Origin of the sequence: Roseburia rectibacter (assembly GCF_014287515.2) — a bacterium.
Lineage (GTDB): Bacteria > Bacillota > Clostridia > Lachnospirales > Lachnospiraceae > Roseburia > Roseburia rectibacter.
The window spans coordinates 76,893-96,301 of sequence record NZ_CP092473.1 but is presented as its reverse complement, the minus strand read 5'-3'; the positions used below and the strand labels follow the sequence as shown (position 1 = coordinate 96,301).

The 19,409-nt window shown below is 43.6% G+C and carries 18 protein-coding genes and 1 pseudogene; 17 read left to right on the top strand and 2 right to left on the bottom strand.

What is annotated here, in order from left to right; genetic code table 11:
* Window positions 1-101 precede the first annotated feature (101 nt).
* The 9 genes from H8S51_RS00440 to H8S51_RS00400 all read left to right on the top strand — a co-directional run bounded on the left by H8S51_RS00440 (window position 102) and on the right by H8S51_RS00400 (window position 7,938).
* Window positions 102-551, top strand: coding sequence for a MarR family winged helix-turn-helix transcriptional regulator (locus tag H8S51_RS00440; protein WP_117920868.1), 450 nt, complete (start codon window positions 102-104; stop codon window positions 549-551).
* Window positions 544-1,878 carry an MATE family efflux transporter gene (locus tag H8S51_RS00435; RefSeq protein WP_186899853.1) on the top strand — a complete coding sequence of 445 codons (1,335 nt, stop codon included), beginning with the start codon at window positions 544-546 and terminating at the stop codon, window positions 1,876-1,878. The genes H8S51_RS00440 and H8S51_RS00435 overlap by 8 nt, the downstream gene beginning before the upstream one ends.
* A gap of 169 nt (window positions 1,879-2,047) precedes the next feature.
* A complete protein-coding gene (locus H8S51_RS00430) occupies window positions 2,048-2,878 on the top strand; it encodes an HAD family hydrolase (protein ID WP_118209294.1) in 831 nt (276 codons plus the stop codon).
* Window positions 2,879-2,951: 73 nt separating this feature from the next.
* Window positions 2,952-3,791, top strand: a complete 840-nt coding sequence (locus H8S51_RS00425) for a hypothetical protein (RefSeq protein WP_117920865.1) — start codon at window positions 2,952-2,954, stop codon at window positions 3,789-3,791.
* A 187-nt stretch (window positions 3,792-3,978) separates the two neighbouring features.
* Window positions 3,979-4,536 (top strand): biotin transporter BioY, encoded by a 558-nt coding sequence (locus tag H8S51_RS00420; protein WP_117920864.1) that lies wholly within the window; start codon window positions 3,979-3,981, stop codon window positions 4,534-4,536.
* A 41-nt stretch (window positions 4,537-4,577) separates the two neighbouring features.
* Window positions 4,578-5,573: a biotin synthase BioB gene (bioB, locus tag H8S51_RS00415; RefSeq protein WP_186899852.1), complete on the top strand. Its 996-nt coding sequence runs from the start codon at window positions 4,578-4,580 to the stop codon at window positions 5,571-5,573.
* An 82-nt stretch (window positions 5,574-5,655) separates the two neighbouring features.
* On the top strand, window positions 5,656-6,339 hold the full coding sequence (gene bioD, locus H8S51_RS00410) for a dethiobiotin synthase (protein WP_118209305.1): 684 nt from the start codon (window positions 5,656-5,658) through the stop codon (window positions 6,337-6,339).
* Window positions 6,340-6,410: 71 nt separating this feature from the next.
* Complete coding sequence (gene bioA, locus H8S51_RS00405; RefSeq protein WP_118209292.1) at window positions 6,411-7,601, top strand: adenosylmethionine--8-amino-7-oxononanoate transaminase; 1,191 nt, start codon at window positions 6,411-6,413, stop codon at window positions 7,599-7,601.
* A 121-nt stretch (window positions 7,602-7,722) separates the two neighbouring features.
* Window positions 7,723-7,938 (top strand): hypothetical protein, encoded by a 216-nt coding sequence (locus H8S51_RS00400; RefSeq protein WP_117920861.1) that lies wholly within the window; start codon window positions 7,723-7,725, stop codon window positions 7,936-7,938.
* Between the two features lie 3 nt (window positions 7,939-7,941).
* On the opposite strand, the gene H8S51_RS00395 is transcribed toward H8S51_RS00400, so the two are convergent.
* Complete coding sequence (locus H8S51_RS00395) at window positions 7,942-10,323, bottom strand: transketolase C-terminal domain-containing protein (protein WP_186899851.1); 2,382 nt, start codon at window positions 10,321-10,323, stop codon at window positions 7,942-7,944.
* Entirely contained in the window at window positions 10,323-11,444 is a 1,122-nt protein-coding gene (locus H8S51_RS00390) for a 2-oxoacid:acceptor oxidoreductase family protein (protein WP_186899850.1), read from the bottom strand. The genes H8S51_RS00395 and H8S51_RS00390 overlap by 1 nt, the downstream gene beginning before the upstream one ends.
* A gap of 196 nt (window positions 11,445-11,640) precedes the next feature.
* On the opposite strand from H8S51_RS00390, the gene H8S51_RS00385 reads away from it, so the two are divergent.
* The 8 genes and pseudogenes from H8S51_RS00385 (at window position 11,641) to pstC (ending at window position 19,402) form a co-directional block, all read left to right on the top strand.
* The gene (locus H8S51_RS00385) at window positions 11,641-12,768 is read left to right on the top strand and encodes an SLC13 family permease (protein ID WP_186899849.1); all 1,128 of its coding nucleotides are present in this window, start codon (window positions 11,641-11,643) and stop codon (window positions 12,766-12,768) included.
* A gap of 7 nt (window positions 12,769-12,775) precedes the next feature.
* On the top strand, window positions 12,776-13,642 hold the full coding sequence (locus H8S51_RS00380) for a DMT family transporter (protein ID WP_241070818.1): 867 nt from the start codon (window positions 12,776-12,778) through the stop codon (window positions 13,640-13,642).
* 246 nt (window positions 13,643-13,888) lie between these two features.
* On the top strand, window positions 13,889-14,686 hold the full coding sequence (locus tag H8S51_RS00375) for a glycerophosphodiester phosphodiesterase (protein ID WP_186899848.1): 798 nt from the start codon (window positions 13,889-13,891) through the stop codon (window positions 14,684-14,686).
* Window positions 14,683-15,660 (top strand): alpha/beta fold hydrolase, encoded by a 978-nt coding sequence (locus H8S51_RS00370; RefSeq protein WP_241070817.1) that lies wholly within the window; start codon window positions 14,683-14,685, stop codon window positions 15,658-15,660. Before H8S51_RS00375 ends, H8S51_RS00370 begins: the two co-directional genes overlap by 4 nt.
* A 5-nt stretch (window positions 15,661-15,665) precedes the next feature.
* Window positions 15,666-16,564, top strand: a pseudogene (locus H8S51_RS18335) (MFS transporter).
* Window positions 16,545-17,240, top strand: coding sequence for a GTP pyrophosphokinase (locus H8S51_RS00360; protein WP_186899847.1), 696 nt, complete (start codon window positions 16,545-16,547; stop codon window positions 17,238-17,240). Before H8S51_RS18335 ends, H8S51_RS00360 begins: the two are co-directional and overlap by 20 nt.
* Window positions 17,241-17,399: 159 nt before the next feature.
* Window positions 17,400-18,413, top strand: coding sequence for a substrate-binding domain-containing protein (locus H8S51_RS00355; RefSeq protein WP_186899846.1), 1,014 nt, complete (start codon window positions 17,400-17,402; stop codon window positions 18,411-18,413).
* 134 nt (window positions 18,414-18,547) lie between these two features.
* The gene (pstC, locus tag H8S51_RS00350) at window positions 18,548-19,402 is read left to right on the top strand and encodes a phosphate ABC transporter permease subunit PstC (protein ID WP_117920855.1); all 855 of its coding nucleotides are present in this window, start codon (window positions 18,548-18,550) and stop codon (window positions 19,400-19,402) included.
* The last annotated feature ends 7 nt before the right edge of the window (window positions 19,403-19,409 follow it).

Here is a 19,409-nt window from a genome sequence, read left to right as displayed (position 1 = left end):
ATCAAAATCTTATTGACAATCTATATATACTGCCGTATAATTACCAATGGTAATTACCAAGAGTAATTATATAGAGCAGAACAGAAAAAGGAAGTGAAAGAATGACAGCAGAAAAGATAAAAAGAATGTTAGATGCCTGTTATCTTGCAAAAAGAATCCGGGAACTGCTCCCGGAACTGCCAGAAGGAGTAACACCGGCATATATTCAGTATATGGATGTGATCCACAGTCAGCAGGAGAGTAAGGAAAGAGTAAAAGTATCAGATATCAGTGATACCTTAAAGCTGCCAAGACCGGGGGTTACAAGAACGGTCAAGGAGATGGAAAAAAAGGGTTATCTCACCAAATATGCATCGGAGGAAGATGGGAGAATCACATATGTTGCGATTACAGAAAAAGGTGAAGAATTGTGGGATAAGTACGATAAAAATTATTACAGCCGGCTTTTAAAATATATGGATCATATTTCCGAAGAAGAAGCAGACTGTATGATTCAGACTATTGAAAAATTTTATGAAGTCATGAGTAAAAGGAGAGTTGACATTGAATAATTCAAAATCAGATTTTACACAGGGAAGTATTTTGGGAAAATTACTGCCATTTATGATGCCGATATTAGGTGCACTGGTGCTTCAGGCGGCTTATGGTGCAGTAGATCTTTTAGTCGTGGGAAGGTTTGGAACAACCTCCGGGCTTTCAGCTGTATCGACAGGAAGTCAGGTGCTTAACTTAGTTACGTTTGTGATCACGCAGTTTGCAATGGGTATCACAGTATTGATCGCACGGTATATCGGGGAGAAAAAACCGCAGTATATAGGGGCTTTGATCGGTGGCGCGACAATTATTTTTGCAATCGTTTCTGCGGTGCTTTTTGTAATCATGATTGGGTTTTCACAGCCGATTGCAGTATTGATGCAGGCACCGGAAGAAGCAGTGGAATTGACTTCCACTTATGTGCGCATCTGCGGCGGCGGAATCTTTTTCATTGTTGCGTATAATCTGCTCGCAGCTATTTTCAGAGGTCTTGGAGACAGCAAATCCCCATTATTATTTGTTGCGGTTGCCTGTGTGGTTAATATTGCAGGAGATCTGATTTTAGTTGCAGGACTGCATCTGGATGCAGCTGGAGCTGCGATCGCAACGGTAGCAGCACAGGCAGTCAGTGTTGTGTTTGCATTATTCCTGCTGGTAAAAAGAGAACTGCCATTTGAAATCAGTAAACACGATTTTAAAATCAATATGCACTGTGTGAGAGCCTTAAAGATCGGTCTGCCGCTTGCCTTGCAGGAATTTCTGACGCAGATATCTTTTCTTGCACTCTGCGCATTTGTCAACCGACTCGGACTTGAAGCGTCTTCCGGATACGGAGTTGCCTGTAAGATTGTCAATTTTGCAATGCTCATCCCAAGTTCCCTCATGCAGTCCATGGCATCCTTTGTATCGCAGAATGTGGGTGCAGGCAACGAAAAGAGAGCAAAAAAGGCAATGTTTACAGGCATGGGTGTTGGACTTGTGATCGGATGTATCGTATTTACACTTGTCTGGTTTAAAGGAAATCTTCTGACTGGAATTTTTACAACAGATGCAGCCGTTGTGCAGAATGGTTATGATTATCTAAAAGGTTTTGCGCTAGAAACGATCGTGACAGCTATTTTATTCAGCATAATCGGTTATTTTAATGGACACGATAAGACAGTCTGGGTTATGGTGCAGGGGCTTGTCCAGACACTGCTGGTGCGCTTGCCGTTAGCATATTATATGAGCATCCAGTCGGACGCAAGTCTTACAAAGATTGGTTTTGCGGCTCCGGCAGCAACGATATTTGGAATTGTTCTCAATGTGATCTATTATTTATATGCGAACAGAAAGCAGCAGTGATTACAATCTATTTTAAATAAAGCTTTGATGTAAGGAGGAATGTATATTGAAAGCCTGTGAAATGCATGATAAGATAAAATAATAGTGTAAATGATCAGGTTAGGAAAGGGTCCGTCGGTAAAAAGGAACTTTAGAGTGTAGACGAATTTACGGACTGGTGATGTGGAAAATGGATAAAAAGGTAGTATTTCTTGATGTAGATGGAACCATGGTCAATGAAAAAGGTGAGATTCCGGAGTCTGCACAGTATGCAGTCCGGACGGCGCAGGCAAACGGCCACAGGATGGTGGTATGTAGCGGACGCAGCCGTTTTCAGATTTATGATGCACTGTTGGAACTCGGATTTTCAGGGATCGTCGGCGGAGCCGGAGCTTTTGTGGAAGACGAAGGAAAAGAGTTTTATCATGCCTATATTGATGAGGAGCACAGAAAAAGCAGTTTTGACTATTTAGAGAGTAATGGATTTTTATTCTGCTATCAGGCGGATGACGGCGTGGTGCTAAACCAGAGAAGCTGTGATGGCATGTTAAAGGTTTACCGGGATGCCGGAATGAGTAAAGAGCGCTTAGACCGTCTGATCGGACGGATGCATCTGACCGAGAAGCCATGGGAAAATGAAAAAAATGAGAAGATCATTTATTATGGTGCACCGTTTCCGGTTGCTAAGGTACATGCGGATATGGAACCGTATTTTGATGCGGTGGCGATCAGCCTGGATGGAATGGGCGATTTTGCGGGCGAGATCGGAATTAATGGAATTAATAAGGCGACCGGTATGGAGCGTTATTTAAATCATGTCGGCATTTCACGGGAGAATTGCATTGCAGTTGGTGACGGACCGAATGATCTCCAGATGATGGAGTACGCCGGGATCAGTGTTGCAATGGGGAATGCCAGAGATGAGGTAAAAAGGTTAGCGGACATGGTAACAGACCATATTGATGAGGATGGAATTTTACATGCATTTGAGCGGCTTGGGCTGATAAACGATTGTATTTGATGGAAAATGATGATACCATGAAATGGTGCAAGTAAAATCACGAATGAAGTCGTGATGAGATCGGAGGAGCCCTATGGATAAAAAATCAGTTCAGGCAGTTTTAGTCACTATTTTTTCCGGGGTGTTATTTTTGGAAAGTATGTTTGCAGGCGGGGTCGCAAGTGAGGAGACTGGTAAAGTCTTAGATGCCATGCGGGGGCTGCGCAGAGTAAATAATGTGCATTATCTGGTGACGAACAGTTATTCCGGAAATCAGGATATTGTGCAGCAGACGCAGGAAGTCTGGGCTGATCTGTTAGATGAAACCTGGATGGTGGAATATAAGAATACAGATGCAGATGGAGCCATGACGTATGTGAAAGAATTTTGCGATGGTGTTACGGTAAATTCCTACCAGGCAGGAACCTGGAGTGAATGGAATGGTTACAGCACGACAACAGATATCCCCAATTATCAGGCACTTACCAATCCGGGTTATCGGGAGGAAGATATTGTTTCTGCAGAGACGGCAGATTTGGATGATGGAGCAAAGCAGATCATCTTTTCTTTGTCTGGGCAGCAGTTAAAAGAAAAAAGAGATCAGGCACTTGACTTAATAGAACCGGCGGGGTTTAAGGAACAGGACGATACAGAACAGATGGATAAGATGTCTGTTTATTATGAGCAGTATCAGAAGACCGGTTACCAGAATGAGCGTATTGTATATACCATTAATAAATCAGGTGTTCTGACTGGAATGGAATACAGTTTTGATGTAAAACGTCCGAAAGTAGTGATAAAAGGCGGTGTGCAGAAGCTCGAAGGGGAAGAGCAGTATGCAATGGGTGTAAAGATCGAAGTGCTTTCTTATAATCAGGCGAATATTCCCAAAGTGATAAGGAAATGTGCGGCGGATGCCGGGTATGACAGGTAAAGCATACATGTATGTCTTATGAATACTGATATTGAAAATGTTTAAAAGTGTATATTGTATGTGATTATGATGATACAAATTGTTTTAATAAAATGGGATAATGTTAACTTATAAAATAAAAAGAGTTGACATTATCCCATTTTTTAACTAATATTGTTAACTATAAGAACATTGGAGGTTAACAAAGATGAAAACAAAAGGTGTGATTTACTGTGGACTATTCACGGCACTGATCGCAGTTGGAGCATTTATCAAGATCCCGATACCGGTCGTGCCGTTTACCCTGCAATATCTGTTTACAATGCTGGCGGGGCTGCTGCTTGGATCAAGGCTTGGAACGTTGTCTGTGCTCTCGTATATGCTGCTTGGACTTGCCGGACTTCCCATTTTTTCAGAGGGGGGCGGAATCTGGTATGTGTTTAAGCCGAGTTTTGGATATATCATCGGATTTGCCGTAGGAACATTTGTAACCGGGTGGATCGCAGAACACATGGAAAAAAAGACCATAACGCGGTATCTGATTGCAAACCTGGCGGGACTTTTCTGCGTGTATGCAATCGGCATGATTTATTACTATATCATCTGTAACTTTGTGATCGATACGCCGATCGCCGTAGGACCATTGTTTTTGTACTGCTTTGTTCTGGCTGTACCGGGGGATATTGCTTTAAGTATTCTTGGAGCAGTGGTGGCAAAGCGTGTCAGACCGGTGCTTGCATATGAGGTGGTGAGAATGAGATCGTGAAAAATTCACGGTATCCGACAAAATGAGAGGGAGAAAAGGAAATGAATGCACTTACATTAGCAGAAGAAATTATTAACGGAAGAAGAATCACAAGGGAAGATGATCTGTCATTTTTTCTGACCTGTGATTTAGAGGAGCTTTGTGAGGGAGCAGACAGGATCAGAGAAGTAAGGCTCGGGGATAAGGTAGACCTGTGCTCGATCATCAACGGGCGCAGCGGAAGATGCCCGGAGGACTGTAAATATTGTGCACAGTCGGCGCACCATCATACGAACTGTGAGGAGTATGATTTCCTTCCGGAGGAAGAGATTTTGGCGGCCTGCAAAATGAACGAGAGGGAAGGTGTTGACCGTTTTTCCATCGTTACGGCGGGAAGAGCACTGACGGGAGAGGAATTTGACAAGGCGATCCATGCATATGAGACGATGAAAAAAGAATGTAAGATCGATCTGTGTGCATCTATGGGGTTCCTTTCTGCAGAGCAGCTGCACAGACTGCATGAAGCGGGTGTCACCAGTTATCATCACAATATTGAGACGTCAAGACGTAATTTCCCGAATATCTGCACGACACATACTTACGATATGAAGATCGAAACTTTAAAAAAAGTAAAAGCAGAGGGCATGTGCGCCTGCTCCGGCGGAATCATCGGTATGGGAGAAACATGGGAGGACAGACTTGATATGGCGATAAGCCTTGCGGAACTGGGAATTGACTCCATCCCGATCAATGCGCTGATGCCGATACCGGGAACACCGTTAGAACACCTGCCAAGATTGTCAGAAGCTGATATTTTGCGCACAATCGCATTTTTCCGTTATATCAACCCGGATGCCAATATCCGTCTTGCAGCGGGAAGAGCACTTTTGACAAACGATGGGGAGATTGCATTCCAGTCAGGAGCATCCGCATCCATTACCGGAAACATGCTGACGACGGTGGCATGTGCAACAATCCGCAGTGACAGACGGCTGCTTGAGGATTTAGGCCGCGATGTCACACCGGAATACTGGAAAGAGAAAAAAAAGGAAGCATAGAAATGCGCAGTATATATTGGGAAAGCGTTACAAAAAGTTGTGCAGGAATGAGGAAGTAAAATGCACAGAAAAGAGGATGGATATGAGCAAGGCTTTATTTATCACAGGAACAGGTACGGATATCGGAAAAACATATGTGACAGGACTGATCGTAAAAAAACTGGCAGAAGCCGGGAAATCTGCTGCCTACTATAAAGCGGCAATGAGTGGAAATGACCGTCGGGAGGATGGCTCTCTGATACCGGGGGATGCTCTTTTTGTGCAGAAAATGTCGGGGATTGCGCAGCCGCTTGAGGAAATGTGCCCTTATGTATATGAACATGCATATTCACCGCATCTTGCTTCAAGGATCGAGGGGCATCCGGTGCAGATGGATGTGGTGAAAAATGGATATAAAGCTGTATGTGATACGTATGATTATGTGACGGTGGAGGGAAGCGGAGGTATTTTATGCCCGATCTGCTTCGATGAAGCGAAGATCCAGCTGGAAGATGTGGTGTCAGAGCTTGGACTTAACAGTATTCTGATCGCAGATGCAGGACTTGGTACGATCAACAGTGTGGTTCTGACGGCAGAATATATGAAGGCGCATCATTTGCCGTTAAAAGGAATCATATTTAACCATTATCATCCGGGTGATGTGATGGAGGACGACAATATTTATATGTGCGAATACATGACAGGACTATCTGCGCTTGCGAAGGTGCAGGACGGTGACACGGAGCTTAAGATGGATGTGGAAACACTTGCGGCATTATATGAATAAGATACCTGGTTTGGTTATTTACGGAATATGTATCTGAAAACAGCAGGAAATGATAGAAAAGAGGAAAAAATATGATCTGGTATCCATATGAACAGATGAAAACAATGCGGGAACCGTATAAAATTTTAGATGCAAAAGGTGTTTATCTTTACACAAAAGATCAGAAACTGATCGATTCAGTATCGTCCTGGTGGTGCATGATCCATGGATATAAGCATCCAGAACTGACCGCTGCCATCAAGGAGCAGGCAGATCATTTCTGCCATGTGATGCTTGGCGGACTGACACATGAACCGGTGCAGAAGCTTTCGGATAAATTGCAGGAATATTTACCGGGAGATTTAGACTATTGTTTTTTCTCGGATTCCGGAAGTGTTGCAGTGGAAGTTTCCTTAAAAATGGCATTGCAGTACAACACAAATCAGGGCAGAAAACGTCCGCTTGTACTGGCATTAGAGCATGCGTACCATGGGGATACATTTAAGGCAATGGAAGTAGGGGATGATGAGGATTATCATTTTGCGTTTGAGGAAAAAACAGGAGTGGTTCACATTCCGACAGAAATACCGGCATTAGAGGAGGCATTTGAAAAATATCATGACAGGTTAAACTGCTTTATCGTGGAACCGTTGCTGCAGGGAGCTGGCGGGATGCGTATGTATGATATTTCTTTTCTGAAACGCGCACGGGAATTGTGTGATCAGTATGACGTGCTTTTGATCTTTGACGAAGTTGCAACGGGATTTGGAAGAACCGGCAACCGTTTTGTTGCAGATCTGGTGCTGCCGGATATTTTAGTGCTTGGAAAAGCATTGACCGGAGGTTATATCGGACATGCGGTAACAGTGGCAAACCATAAGGTATTTGATGCATTTTACAGTGATAATGACCGCCATGCGCTGATGCATGGACCGACTTTTATGGGAAATGCGCTTGCCTGTGCCGTAGCTCTGAAAGGAATTGAGATCTTTGAGCGGGAAAATTATATGGGAAAAATCAAACACATTGAAGAAATCTCACATCGTGAGATGGACGGATTTACCGATCAAAGAATCAAAGAAGTGCGTGTGATGGGTGGCTGTACCTGTGTGGAAGTATATGATAGTGCGACACTGGAAGGATTCCAGCAGTTTGCATACGAGAGAGGCGTTTTTTGCCGTCCGTTCTTAAAATATATGTATTCCATGGTTCCCTATATTATAGAGGAAGACGAACTTGTGCAGATTTTTGATGTGATGAAAGAATGGTTTCGCAGAGGTTAAAGCAGGGACTTGACATTAGACAGACAACTGTTAACATAGGATTAACAAAACTGTTATTGCAGACATATCACAATTACAGTGATTTAAGGCAAAAATTCTGTATGAAAAAGGAGAGAGGACTATGTTAACAGCGCTGTTTATTATTTTGATGTTTGCTGTGTTTGGTAAAATGATCATATTTGCATTTAAAGCATCCTGGGGGATTTTAAAAGTTTTACTTACGATCATTATCTTCCCATTGTTTCTGATCGGGTTATTTTTCTCAGGACTGGTTTATATTGCACTGATACTGCTTTTGATCGCAGGAATCGTGTCGGTGGTTAAATCTTTGACATAAAAGCTACAGCAGTGGATGTCCGGCACGCGCCAATAGACGTTCATAGCGCCTGTCGACCTCTGCCTGGATCTGGTCTGCAACTGGTTTATATTCTTCGGTGGCGAGATGTTTTGTACGCCCCATCATGGAAAACCATTCCGTGACGGGGATTTTTTTATGCGCTTTCTGTGGGTCATAGCTCAGTGATGTGATGCCGCGTTCAATTTCATAGAGCGGAAAATAACAGCAGTCTACGGCGGCAGCAATAACTTTTCGTTCTGTGTCGGGGCGGTCATTCCAGTTTAGTGGGCAGGCGGAAAGCGCTTTTACATAGGCAGTGCCAGATTCCCTTGCGTAGGCAGCGGCTTTTGCAGCTTTTTTGATAAAATCATTCGGGTTCGACTCTGCAACGGTTGCCACATAGGGCAGGTGGGTTGCAGCCATGATCTCCGGCATGTCTTTGTGAAAAAAAGTTTTTCCAAATTGTGTTTTTCCGAGATGGGAGGTGGAACTTTTTGCACCCATCGGGGTAGAGTAGGAGAGCTGGTAGCCGGTATTCATATATCCGCCGTTGTCATATTCAAACATGAGCAGATGATGACCGCGCAGCGCAGTCCCAAGCGCGGAACCCATGCCGATATCCATGCCGCCGTCACCGCTTGCCATGATAAAGGTGATTTCACCTTTAGGGTATTCGCCGCGTTTTTGCCGTTCTTCAAACACTTCCACCAGTCCGCTTAGAGTTGCAGCTCCATTTTGAAACAGGTTGTGGATATACGGAATGCGGAAAGCTGTTTTAGGATATGCAGTGGTTGTCACCATGCCGCATCCGGTCTGGAAGAGAAAGACCACATTTCCCTCGATGCCTTTTAACAGAAGGTTTAAGTTTACCGGGATGCCGCATCCGGGGCAGGTTCCGATTCCGGGGGCGATACGTTTTGGCATGGCGGTGGCATCTTTGATGAGTCCGCCTTTTACGATCATTTTTCCGGTTTCGGGATCAAAAGTGCAGGCTGTGACACCCGGAGACTGGCGTTCTTTTGTGAGCGGCGCAAAATATTGTGGCTGTGGATTTCCTGTCTTGCCCGGTGTAATACCGTAATAATCAAAAGATTTGGCGTCAGAAGAAAGTCCTTCACGAAACAGTGAAACCGCATCTTCTACAAAAAAGTCCTTACCGCCAAGACCGTAAATACGTGTCAGTACGCGGATCGGATGCGCAGAGTCCGTGGTATCCTGCAGTGCGGCGCGCAGCTCTAAGGACATATTTCCGCCGCCGGCTCCGTAGCTGTCCTGGCGGTCTGCGGCAACGATCGTCTGCGCATGCATACAGAGTTTACGCAGTTCATCCGCTGGAAATGGGCGGAGTACATTTAAGGTAATAACGCCGGCGCGGATGCCTTCTTTACGCAGTGTATCGGCGGCAACGGTTGCAGTGTGAAAAGAAGAGCCAAGCAGAAAAAGGATAATATCTGCATCTTCATACCTGTATCCGCGGCAAAAAGTATACATTCTGCCGGAGAGGGAGGCAAACTCATCAAACAGTACCGGGAGTTTTTTTCTTGTTTCTTCCATGGCAAGGGAAAGCTGGTATTTATTGTTGATGATATCCGGTTCATTCATATAAGAGCCGACAGAGATCGGATGATTCAGGTCAAGTACACTGAAAAAATGATTTTCACCGGTTGAGTCATTTCCTGCAAAAGAAGAAATATCCGGATTGTCGCAGGAAAGTTTTTTACCGATAAAATTCTGTACGGTCTCATCCTCGGAAAAAACCATACATTTCTGTTTCTGATGGCTGGTAAAGAAACCATCAAAGGCAACGGCAACCGGCAAATTTACTTTTTCAGCCAGTTTTAAGGCAATCAGGTTGAAGTCATAGACCATCTGCGGCTCATCTGCAAATAAAATGATCCATCCGGTATTGAGCAGATACATGATGTCGCTGTGGTCCCCTTTGATGCATAGAGGACCAGACACAGTACGGCAGGCTACGTTCATGACCATTGGCATGCGTGTCCCGGACTGTACCGGAAACTGCTCTAAGGCGTAGAGCAGACCGTTGGCGCTTGTGGCATTAAATACACGCCCGCCGCCGGCAGAGGCACCATAACAGATACCTGCGGCACTGTGTTCTCCTTCAGCGGCGATCAGGCGGATATCATGTTCTCCTCTTGCGCCGGACAGGTCAAGATTTTCCGCAATCTGTGTGGAGGGCGTGATCGGATAATAACCCACAATATGATAATTGATCTGTTTTGCAGCGTAGGCGGCAAGTTCATTTCCACTTTCATAGAGTTCGCGCTGCGCAGCAGTTTTCTTTACGAAAGTCTGCGATTTTTGTTGTGGCTGTTGATCTGAAATTAGAAAAGCCTGTGTTGTTGATTGCTGCTGATCCGACATTATACGATACCTCCGTCAATACGTTTTTCATCAAGATAAGAATCACTGGTGATCCAGGAGTTTGCACCTGTCTTCTGATACTGGATGCCTGCAGGCAGCAGATCCTGATCCGGCATAGAATATGGTTTTTCCGGGTAATCTTTTTCAAGTGCCTTTACGAGGGCATGTGTCGGACAGACATCGACACAGCGCAGACATCCTTTGCAGTGCCGGTAATCAAGCCCCTTGTTTACCATGGATTTTTTTCCTTTATAAGTGCCAGGAGCAAACTGAAATACCATATCCGGGCAGGTGGAGTCACACAGTCCGCAGTTGATACAACGTTCCTGCAGAAAGAGAGGAATATAACCTTCACGGGACGGGGAGAGATCGTTTGATACGGTGCTTCCGGGACGCGTATTGATCCCGCCGATCGGAGCATTTTTATATCCCCAGACATAGGTCTCTTTTGCGAGAGCAGAGGAGGCTGGGGAGTCTAAGGTCATGTCAGAGGCGTGTTTGGATCTATGGGAAAGTTTTTGTTCGGAAGTTTTTTCATACCCCATTTTTAAACCAAGCAGGTTTGCTTCGATCAGAGCCGGATATTTTTTCCCAACCGTATTTTTGCAGAGTGATTCGACAGATTCCATCGGGATAAAGGGACAGGCTCTGGCGATTGCCCCGAGCATGACCATGTTGATGCGGGATCTGGATTTCATGGCGATAGAGAGTGCGTCCAGACAATATAGTGTTCCAATAGAAATATTGTATTTTTCTGCCGCTTCATCGCATGACAAAGGTGTATTTAGAACAATTTTTGTGTCGGCGGAAATTCCGTCTAATACCGGATAAGTACCGATCAGTCCTTCGTGGAAAATGCCAAGTACATGCGGTCTTAAGACAGGACTGTTGATGCGAAGCGGGGTGGAAGCAGGACTCCAGCGGATATAGGATTTTACCGGCGAACCGCGTTTTTCGGAACCGTAGCTGGAAAAACTCAAGGAGTTTAAGGAAAGGTATAAGGCACCGAGTTCGCCGAGCATTTTTCCACAGAGATTTGCGCCGAGACCGCCGATACTCTCTAACCGTATTTCAAAATAACCGTATTCATTTGTGACAGGGAGTGTTACAGCTGGGTACATAAGATCCTCCATTTTTGTCCGGTTTTGTGACATGTAAATTTGCATGCACAGCAGTCATTAGGTAAAATATCAATGATGCTTATAGTGTGCACGGAATGCAGGAAATTATGTATGCCTTTTATTTAAGCCTGGTATCTTTACATTCGGGGGGAAAGTGATTAGAATAGACAGGTAAGTTTTATGGGTGGTGTTATATATGAAAGAAAAAATCATAGCATTTGTAAAAAAAGAAACAGTGCTGACCGTTGCAGCAATTTTAGCGGTAATATCCGCTTTTTTTGTGCATCCGGATCAGCAGTATGTGAATTATATTGATTTTCGTGTACTGGGAATATTGCTTTCACTGATGATCATTATGGCGGGGGTACAGAATAACGGGATTTTTGATGAAATCGGGCGGAGGCTTTTAGCGCATACGAAAAATACAGCCCAGCTGGCATTTGTGCTTGTTTTTTTGTGTTTTTTTTCCAGTATGGTCATTACAAATGATGTTGCGCTTCTGACGTTTGTTCCGTTTGCACTTCTGACTTTGCAAAAATGCGGTCAGGAGCGTCTTATGGTTCCGGTCATCGTACTTCAGACGATAGCAGCAAATCTTGGCAGTATGCTGACACCGATCGGAAATCCACAGAATCTGTATCTTTATAATCTCTCCGGAATGAATGTCGGGGAATTTATCGTATTTATGCTTCCATATACCGTTATTTCCGGTGTACTGCTTGCACTGACTATTTTTGTTTTAAGTGCGAGAAAAAGGAAGATCAGACTGACCGACTGCCATTTTTCGGAAGAGAAAAAGGAAATGAACAAAAAGCTGACGGTCATGTATGTGGTTTTATTTGTGATGGCACTTCTTGTTGTGGCAAGAATTCTGCCATATTATATTTTGCTTGCGGCAGTGGTTTTAGCGGTATTTCTGGCAGATAGAAAGGTGCTTGCACAGGTGGACTATTGTCTGATCGTTACCTTTATCGCTTTCTTTATTTTTACCGGAAATATCGGACGGCTGCCGGTGTTTCAGAAAACATTGCAGACATTGGTAAATGGAAGGGAGCTTTTCGTTGGACTTGTGGCAAGCCAGGTGATCAGTAATGTCCCGGCGGCATTGTTGTTATCTGGATTTTCAAGTGATTTAAAGCAGCTTTTACTGGGCGTGAATTTAGGAGGGCTTGGTACACTGATCGCTTCCATGGCGAGTCTGATCTCCTATAAGATCTATGCACATAATTATAACCGAACAAAGGGGTATTATCTGTTGTGGTTTCATCTGGCAAATATCATATTCCTTGCTGTGCTTGTGCTGCCCGCACTGGTAATGAGGTGAAGCAGAAATGAGGATTAAAATGCGGGAAAAACAGTTAGATAAAGAAAGTATGAAAGGAACCATTTATGTGCTGCTCTCTGCAGTATGTTTCAGTACAGGAGGCGTTCTGATAAAGTCGATTCCGTGGAGTTCCATTACGATCCAGGGAATCCGCAGTATTTTTTCATTTATGCTGATCGCCTCTTATATGGTGATCACAAAACGAAAATTTGTATGGAATAAGACGGTACTGTTTGGTGCTGTCTGCAATACAGTTATGGCACTGACATTTGTCTCCGCGACAAAGATGACAACGGCGGCAAATGCGATCGTGCTCCAATTTACAGAGCCGATCTTTGTGATCCTGCTGATGTGGATATTATATAAGAAGAAACCGAAAAAGGCGGCAGTGATCGCGTGCGCGGTCGTGTTCGCAGGGATATTGTGTTTCTTTTTAGATTCCTTAAGTGCCGGTGGAATGGCAGGAAATCTGCTTGCTGTATTTTCAGGATTTACCTATGCATTGGTTATGATGATGAAAGGTTTTCCTGGCGCTGATTTTGAGTCATCACTTTTAGCATCCCATGTTATGAGCCTCTGCATTGGACTGCCGTCGTTTTTAGGGGAGACCGATCATTCTGCGAAGGCATGGATCTGCATTATCCTTCTCGGTGTGATCCAGTTTGGATTATCCTACATCTTTTTATCGAGGGGCTTAGATTGTGTTTCACCGGTTACGGCATCCTTAACTTCTACATTAGAGCCGATCTTGAACCCGATTCTTGTTGCGATCTTTTGCGGAGAGACGATCGGACGCACGGCGTTTATCGGGGCTGCGCTCGTGATCGGGGCTGCGGCATGCTACAATGTTTATGAGGCGGCGCATAAGGATTAGAATCATCAGGAAAAAAGGAATCACAGGAAGAAATAAAGGCATGTTACAGAATCACAGAAATGTGGTTCTGTATTTTTTTACCCATTTTTTACATAATACTCCACACCCATTTTACAGTCACCGCTTAAGATAAGGAAAAAAGAGAAAAGCAAAAAAGCCGAGCAGAAGGAAAAACAGGCAGGATAAAAATTCTGGAAAAGAAAAACCATCAGAAAAAAGAAGAAACCGGCAGGAATGGAGTAAAAAATGGAAAGAACACTCGTGTGGGGACACCGTGGTGCGAGCGGATATGCACCGGAAAATACAATGACAGCTTTTGAGAAAGCGGTGGAGCTTGGCGCAGACGGGATCGAGCTGGATGTGCAGCTTACGAAAGACGGAGAACTTGTTGTCATCCACGATGAAACGATTGACCGTGTGAGCGGTGGAAGCGGCTGGGTAAAAGATTTTACTTATGCGAAGTTGATAAAGCATAATTTCAACCGCACGCATCCGGAATATGAGCATGCACAGATTCCCACATTAGAGGAAGTATATGCGTTGATAAAGCCAACAGATCTGACAATTAATGTGGAAATCAAGACAGGTGTTGTATTTTATCCGGAAATTGAGGAGCGGGTATTAGACCTCACAGAGCGTATGGGACTGACGGAACGTGTGATTTTTTCTTCATTTAATCATTATTCCATACAAAAAATCAAGGAGATTAATCCACAGGCGAAGACCGGAATGCTTTATGAAGACGGGATTGTCAATCCGGTCAGTTATGCATCTTATGTGGTAGGCGCAGATGCACTGCATCCGGCACTTTATAATATTCAGTATGAAGGATTTATGGAAGAGTGCAGGAGGCAGAAAAAGAAAGTCCATGTATGGACTGTAAATGAGGAAAAATATATGCGGCTTGTCTGTGCGGCACGTGCCGATGCAATGATCACAAATTACCCGGACCGTGGCAAAAAAATTGCGGAAGAGTACAGTGATGGGAAATTGACACCGGAGCTGGTGAAATTGTTGAAGCATAAAGAAATGGCGGCGTTATGAATGCGGCAGGCAGTCTGTATTTTGCAGACGAAGGATACCGGAACTGGCAAAAAAATCTGGTGGAACCATATTTAAAGCAATATCGGAAATATGGCTGCTTTCACAGTTATGACGGGGCAGTCATTTTTTATCAGCAGTATCTTAATGCAGATGCAGACACCTGTATTGTGATCTCACACGGATTCAGCGAGTTTTCGGAAAAATATAACGAGGTTATTTATTATTTCTTACAGCAGGGCTGTTCTGTTTATATCTTAGAACATCGTGGGCATGGTTATTCAGAACGTGAAGTCTCAGATGCACAGAAAGTATATATCCGCAATTTTGAAGATTATGTAAAAGACTTAGACTGCTTTATGAAGAAAATGAATTACCGGATGGAGCAGCACAGGATTCTTTTTGCACATTCTATGGGTGGTGCGATCGCAGCGCGGTATGTTGAGGAACATCCGAAAGTATTTGAACGAGCAATCCTTTCCTCACCGATGTTTCGGATGCAGACTGGAAAATATCCGTGGTGGGTAGCAAAAATGACGGCAGCTTTTTATGTGAAAACAAAAAGAGGTGATCGTTATGCTGCAGGACAGAGCGGATTTTCCGGCAGACCGGATTTTGAGCATAGCAGCTGCATTTCAAGAGAACGCTATTACTATATTTTTGGACAAAGACTGGAAAATTCCAGGTACCAGACGAATGGAGGTACATATGGATGGCTTCTGGCATCGATGAAGGCAACAGAGGTACTGATGCAAAAAAAGAGTTTAGAGCGCATTAAGATCCCTGTTTTGATCTTTATAGCAGGAAACGATCATATGGTAGATAATCGTGCGATCGCAGTTTTTGCAAATCATGTGGATACAGCTTCATTGGTCTGTATGCCGGCATCCAAACATGAAATTTTTAATGCAGATTATAAAACAAGATGCAGATATTATCATGAAATTTTTGATTTTATCATGAAGAATCGAGGTTAGTGAAAATGAAACAGAAATTGAATAAACTTGAAAAATACTGGGTAATGTACGATGTAGGCAACTCTGCCTTTGCGCTTTTAGTGTCTACGATCATACCAATTTATTTTAAAAATATGGCAACTGAAAATGGCGTATCAGCTGCGGACTCTACCGCATATTTAAGCTATGCAATCTCTATTTCTACTTTGATCGTGGCAATATTAGGGCCGGTGCTCGGAACGGTTGCAGATGGAAAGAACCGGAAAAAACCTTTATTTACGCTGTTTATGCTGATCGGTGTTCTTGGGTGTGCCGCACTTGCACTTCCGAAAAGTGCCATTTTATTTCTGGTTGTATTTGTGATCACCAAAGTCGGATTTTCCGGCAGTCTCATCTTTTATGATTCCATGCTCGTGGATGTGACGACAGATGAGCGCATGGATGATGTATCCTCGCAGGGATATGCATGGGGATATATCGGAAGCTGTGTGCCGTTTATGAGCTCTGGCTTGATGCGGCGTGGAAATTCTGGATGATGGCAACATTTGTCGGAGTATTTCAGGGAGCGATCCAGGCATTATCGCGTTCTTATTATGCGAGGATCATACCGAAAGAAAAATCCAGTGAATATTTTGGAATTTTTGATATTTTTGGAAAGGGAGCATCTTTTATGGGAACGATGCTCATGGGAATCTCCACGCAGATTTTTCATACTTCAAAAGCCGGTGTTATCGTGATCGCAGCAATGTTTGTGATCGGGTTTGTCGTTTTTAAGCTTCAGGCAAATGCGATGCAGCACAAAGAAAAGGATTTTGCACAGAAAAATGTACGGGATGAGTTCGAAGCAGAAGATCAAAATGATTATTATGAAGACGAAGATGATTACGAAATAGGAGATATGGATTTTGCCGAAGAAAGATTCTAAAAAACAGAAAAAACGCATAGGAATAAAAGAGAATTTAGCGGGAGCAGATACCTTGCTCATGGAAAAACAATTAAAAGAACAGATTGAAGCACCTATGGTACGGATTTCTTATACATATGCGATGGATGTGGTGCAGGCAAAATTAAAAATGATCAATGCGGACCTGACAGAGCAATTTGGCCGTCAGGTTATTCGTACTATGACGGGACGGATCAAGCAGACAGACAGTATTGTGAAAAAACTGATGCGGAAGGGAAGAGAGGTAACGTTTCAGGCAGCGGTAGATACTTTAAACGATATTGCCGGAATCCGTGTCGTCTGTTTTTTCTGTGATGATATTTACCGCGTGGCGGATTATATAAAGAAACAGAAGGACATTAAACTGCTCAAAGAGAAGGATTATGTAAAAAATCCCAAAAAAAGCGGTTATCAGAGCATCCATCTGATCGTGGGTGTTCCTGTTACTTATCTGGAAAAAACAACAGAGGTGCGGGTGGAGATACAGATCCGTTCGTTTGCCATGGACTACTGGGCAGAACTGGATAACCAGATGTGCTACAAGAAAAATGCAGGACAGATTGAAAATGTGGAGCAGGCAACAAAAAATTATTCTGATGTGATCGCAAAAGTAGATAACCAGATGTTAGAACTGCGCAGACAGATCGAGAAGATGTAAAAGTAAGCGAAACATTTACCATTATTTTACATACATTTTACTAAACCTCTCTCATGTATTTTACATAAGTGCTTTAAAGTAAAAACTGTCAAAAGGAAATGAAAAGAAAACAGCAGGAAAGCAGACAACCTGCAAATTGAAAAAAGAGAGGATTAAAAAATGAAAAAGAAAGTAATGTGTATGTTATTAACAGGTATGATGGCAGCCAGTATGATCGCAGGTTGTGGTAACAGTGGAAATGCAAGTGCAAATGCAGGAGCAGATACAAATACAGATGCAAGCACAGACGCATCAGGCGCTGCAGATAATTCCACAGATCAGTCAGCAGATGTCACACCAGATACGACAGCAGCAAGTGCGGCAGCAGAATCCGGAGATTTTGACAACAGTGAGTACATCAACGTTGTATCCCGTGAGGATGGTTCCGGTACAAGAGGCGCTTTCATCGAGCTGTTCGGTGTAGAAGAGAAAAACGATGCCGGTGAGAAAATCGATAATACAACAGATGAAGCGATCATTACAAACAGTACGGATGTTATGTTAACAACTGTTGCAGGTGATGAATACTCGATCGGATATGTATCACTTGGTTCCTTAAATGACAGTGTAAAAGCAGTTTCCATCGATGGAGCAGAAGCTACCGTAGATAATATTAAGAGCGGGAATTACACGATCGCAAGACCGTTTAATATTGCAACAAAAGGAACACCAAGTGATGTAGCACAGGATTTTATCAACTTCATCATGAGCGCAGACGGACAGGCAGTTATTTCTGATAACAAATACATCCCGGTAGATGACGGTGCAGCAGCATTTGAGTCAAACGGCGCAAGTGGAAAAATCGTTGTAGCAGGATCTTCTTCCGTAACACCTGTTATGGAAAAATTAAAAGAGGCATATGCTGCAGTCAACAGCGGTGCAGAGATCGAGATCCAGGAGAGTGATTCCACCACAGGTATGACAGCAGCTATGGATGGAACCTGTGATATTGGTATGGCTTCCCGTGAATTAAAAGATTCTGAGACAGAGGGTGGCTTAACAGCAACCGTGATCGCTATGGATGGTATTGCAGTGATCGTAAACAATGACAACCCGACTGCAGATCTTTCCAAAGATACTGTAAAAGGCATCTATACAGGCGAGATCACATCCTGGGATGGCGTTACAGAGTAATACAGACAGATACAAACAACATATTTCATAGAATTCCTTATTATAAAACATCAGGTAAAGACCGGGAGAGACAGATACTCTGCCGGTCTTTGCATAAATAATGTACACGACTTTTGATCAGTTTGGAGATAACAATGAATCATATCAAAGAAAAAGTAATGGAAGGCGTTTTCCTCTTTACGGCAGTCATATCCATTATCGCGGTAGCCTTAATCTGTGTGTTCTTGTTTGCAAACGGATTTCCGGCAATGCAGAAAATCGGCGTATGGCAGTTCTTGTCGGGAAAAGTGTGGAAACCGACGAATAACATATTCGGAATCTTTCCGATGATCTTAGGAAGTATTTATGTAACCGGAGGAGCTCTCCTGATCGGTGTTCCGATCGGAATTCTGATGTCGATCTTTATGGCACGTTTCTGTCCGGAAAAACTGTACCGGATATTAAAACCGATCGTGGATCTCTTAGCAGGTATTCCTTCGATCGTATACGGATTTTTCGGTCTGGTTGTGTTAGTTCCATTTATCAGAGAGCATTTTAAAGGAAATGGAAACAGTATCTTAACAGCGTCGATCCTGCTTGGAATTATGATCCTGCCGACAATCATAGGTGTATCAGAATCAGCGATCCGTGCCGTGGAAAACAGCTATTATGAAGGAGCACTTGCACTTGGTGCAACACATGAGAGAAGTGTTTTTACTGTAATCGTTCCAGCAGCAAAATCCGGTATTATGGCAGCGGTCGTGCTCGGTGTCGGACGTGCGATTGGTGAGACAATGGCGGTTATGATGGTTGCAGGAAACCAGGCAAGGGTGCCATCGAGTATTTTTAAAGGAGTCCGTACCTTAACGGCAAATATTGTAATGGAAATGGGATACGCAACGGATCTTCACCGGGAAGCATTGATCGCAACCGGTGTGGTACTGTTTGTGTTTATCCTCATCATCAATGTCTCTTTCTCTATTTTAAAGAGACGTACAAAGGATAATTAGAAAGGGC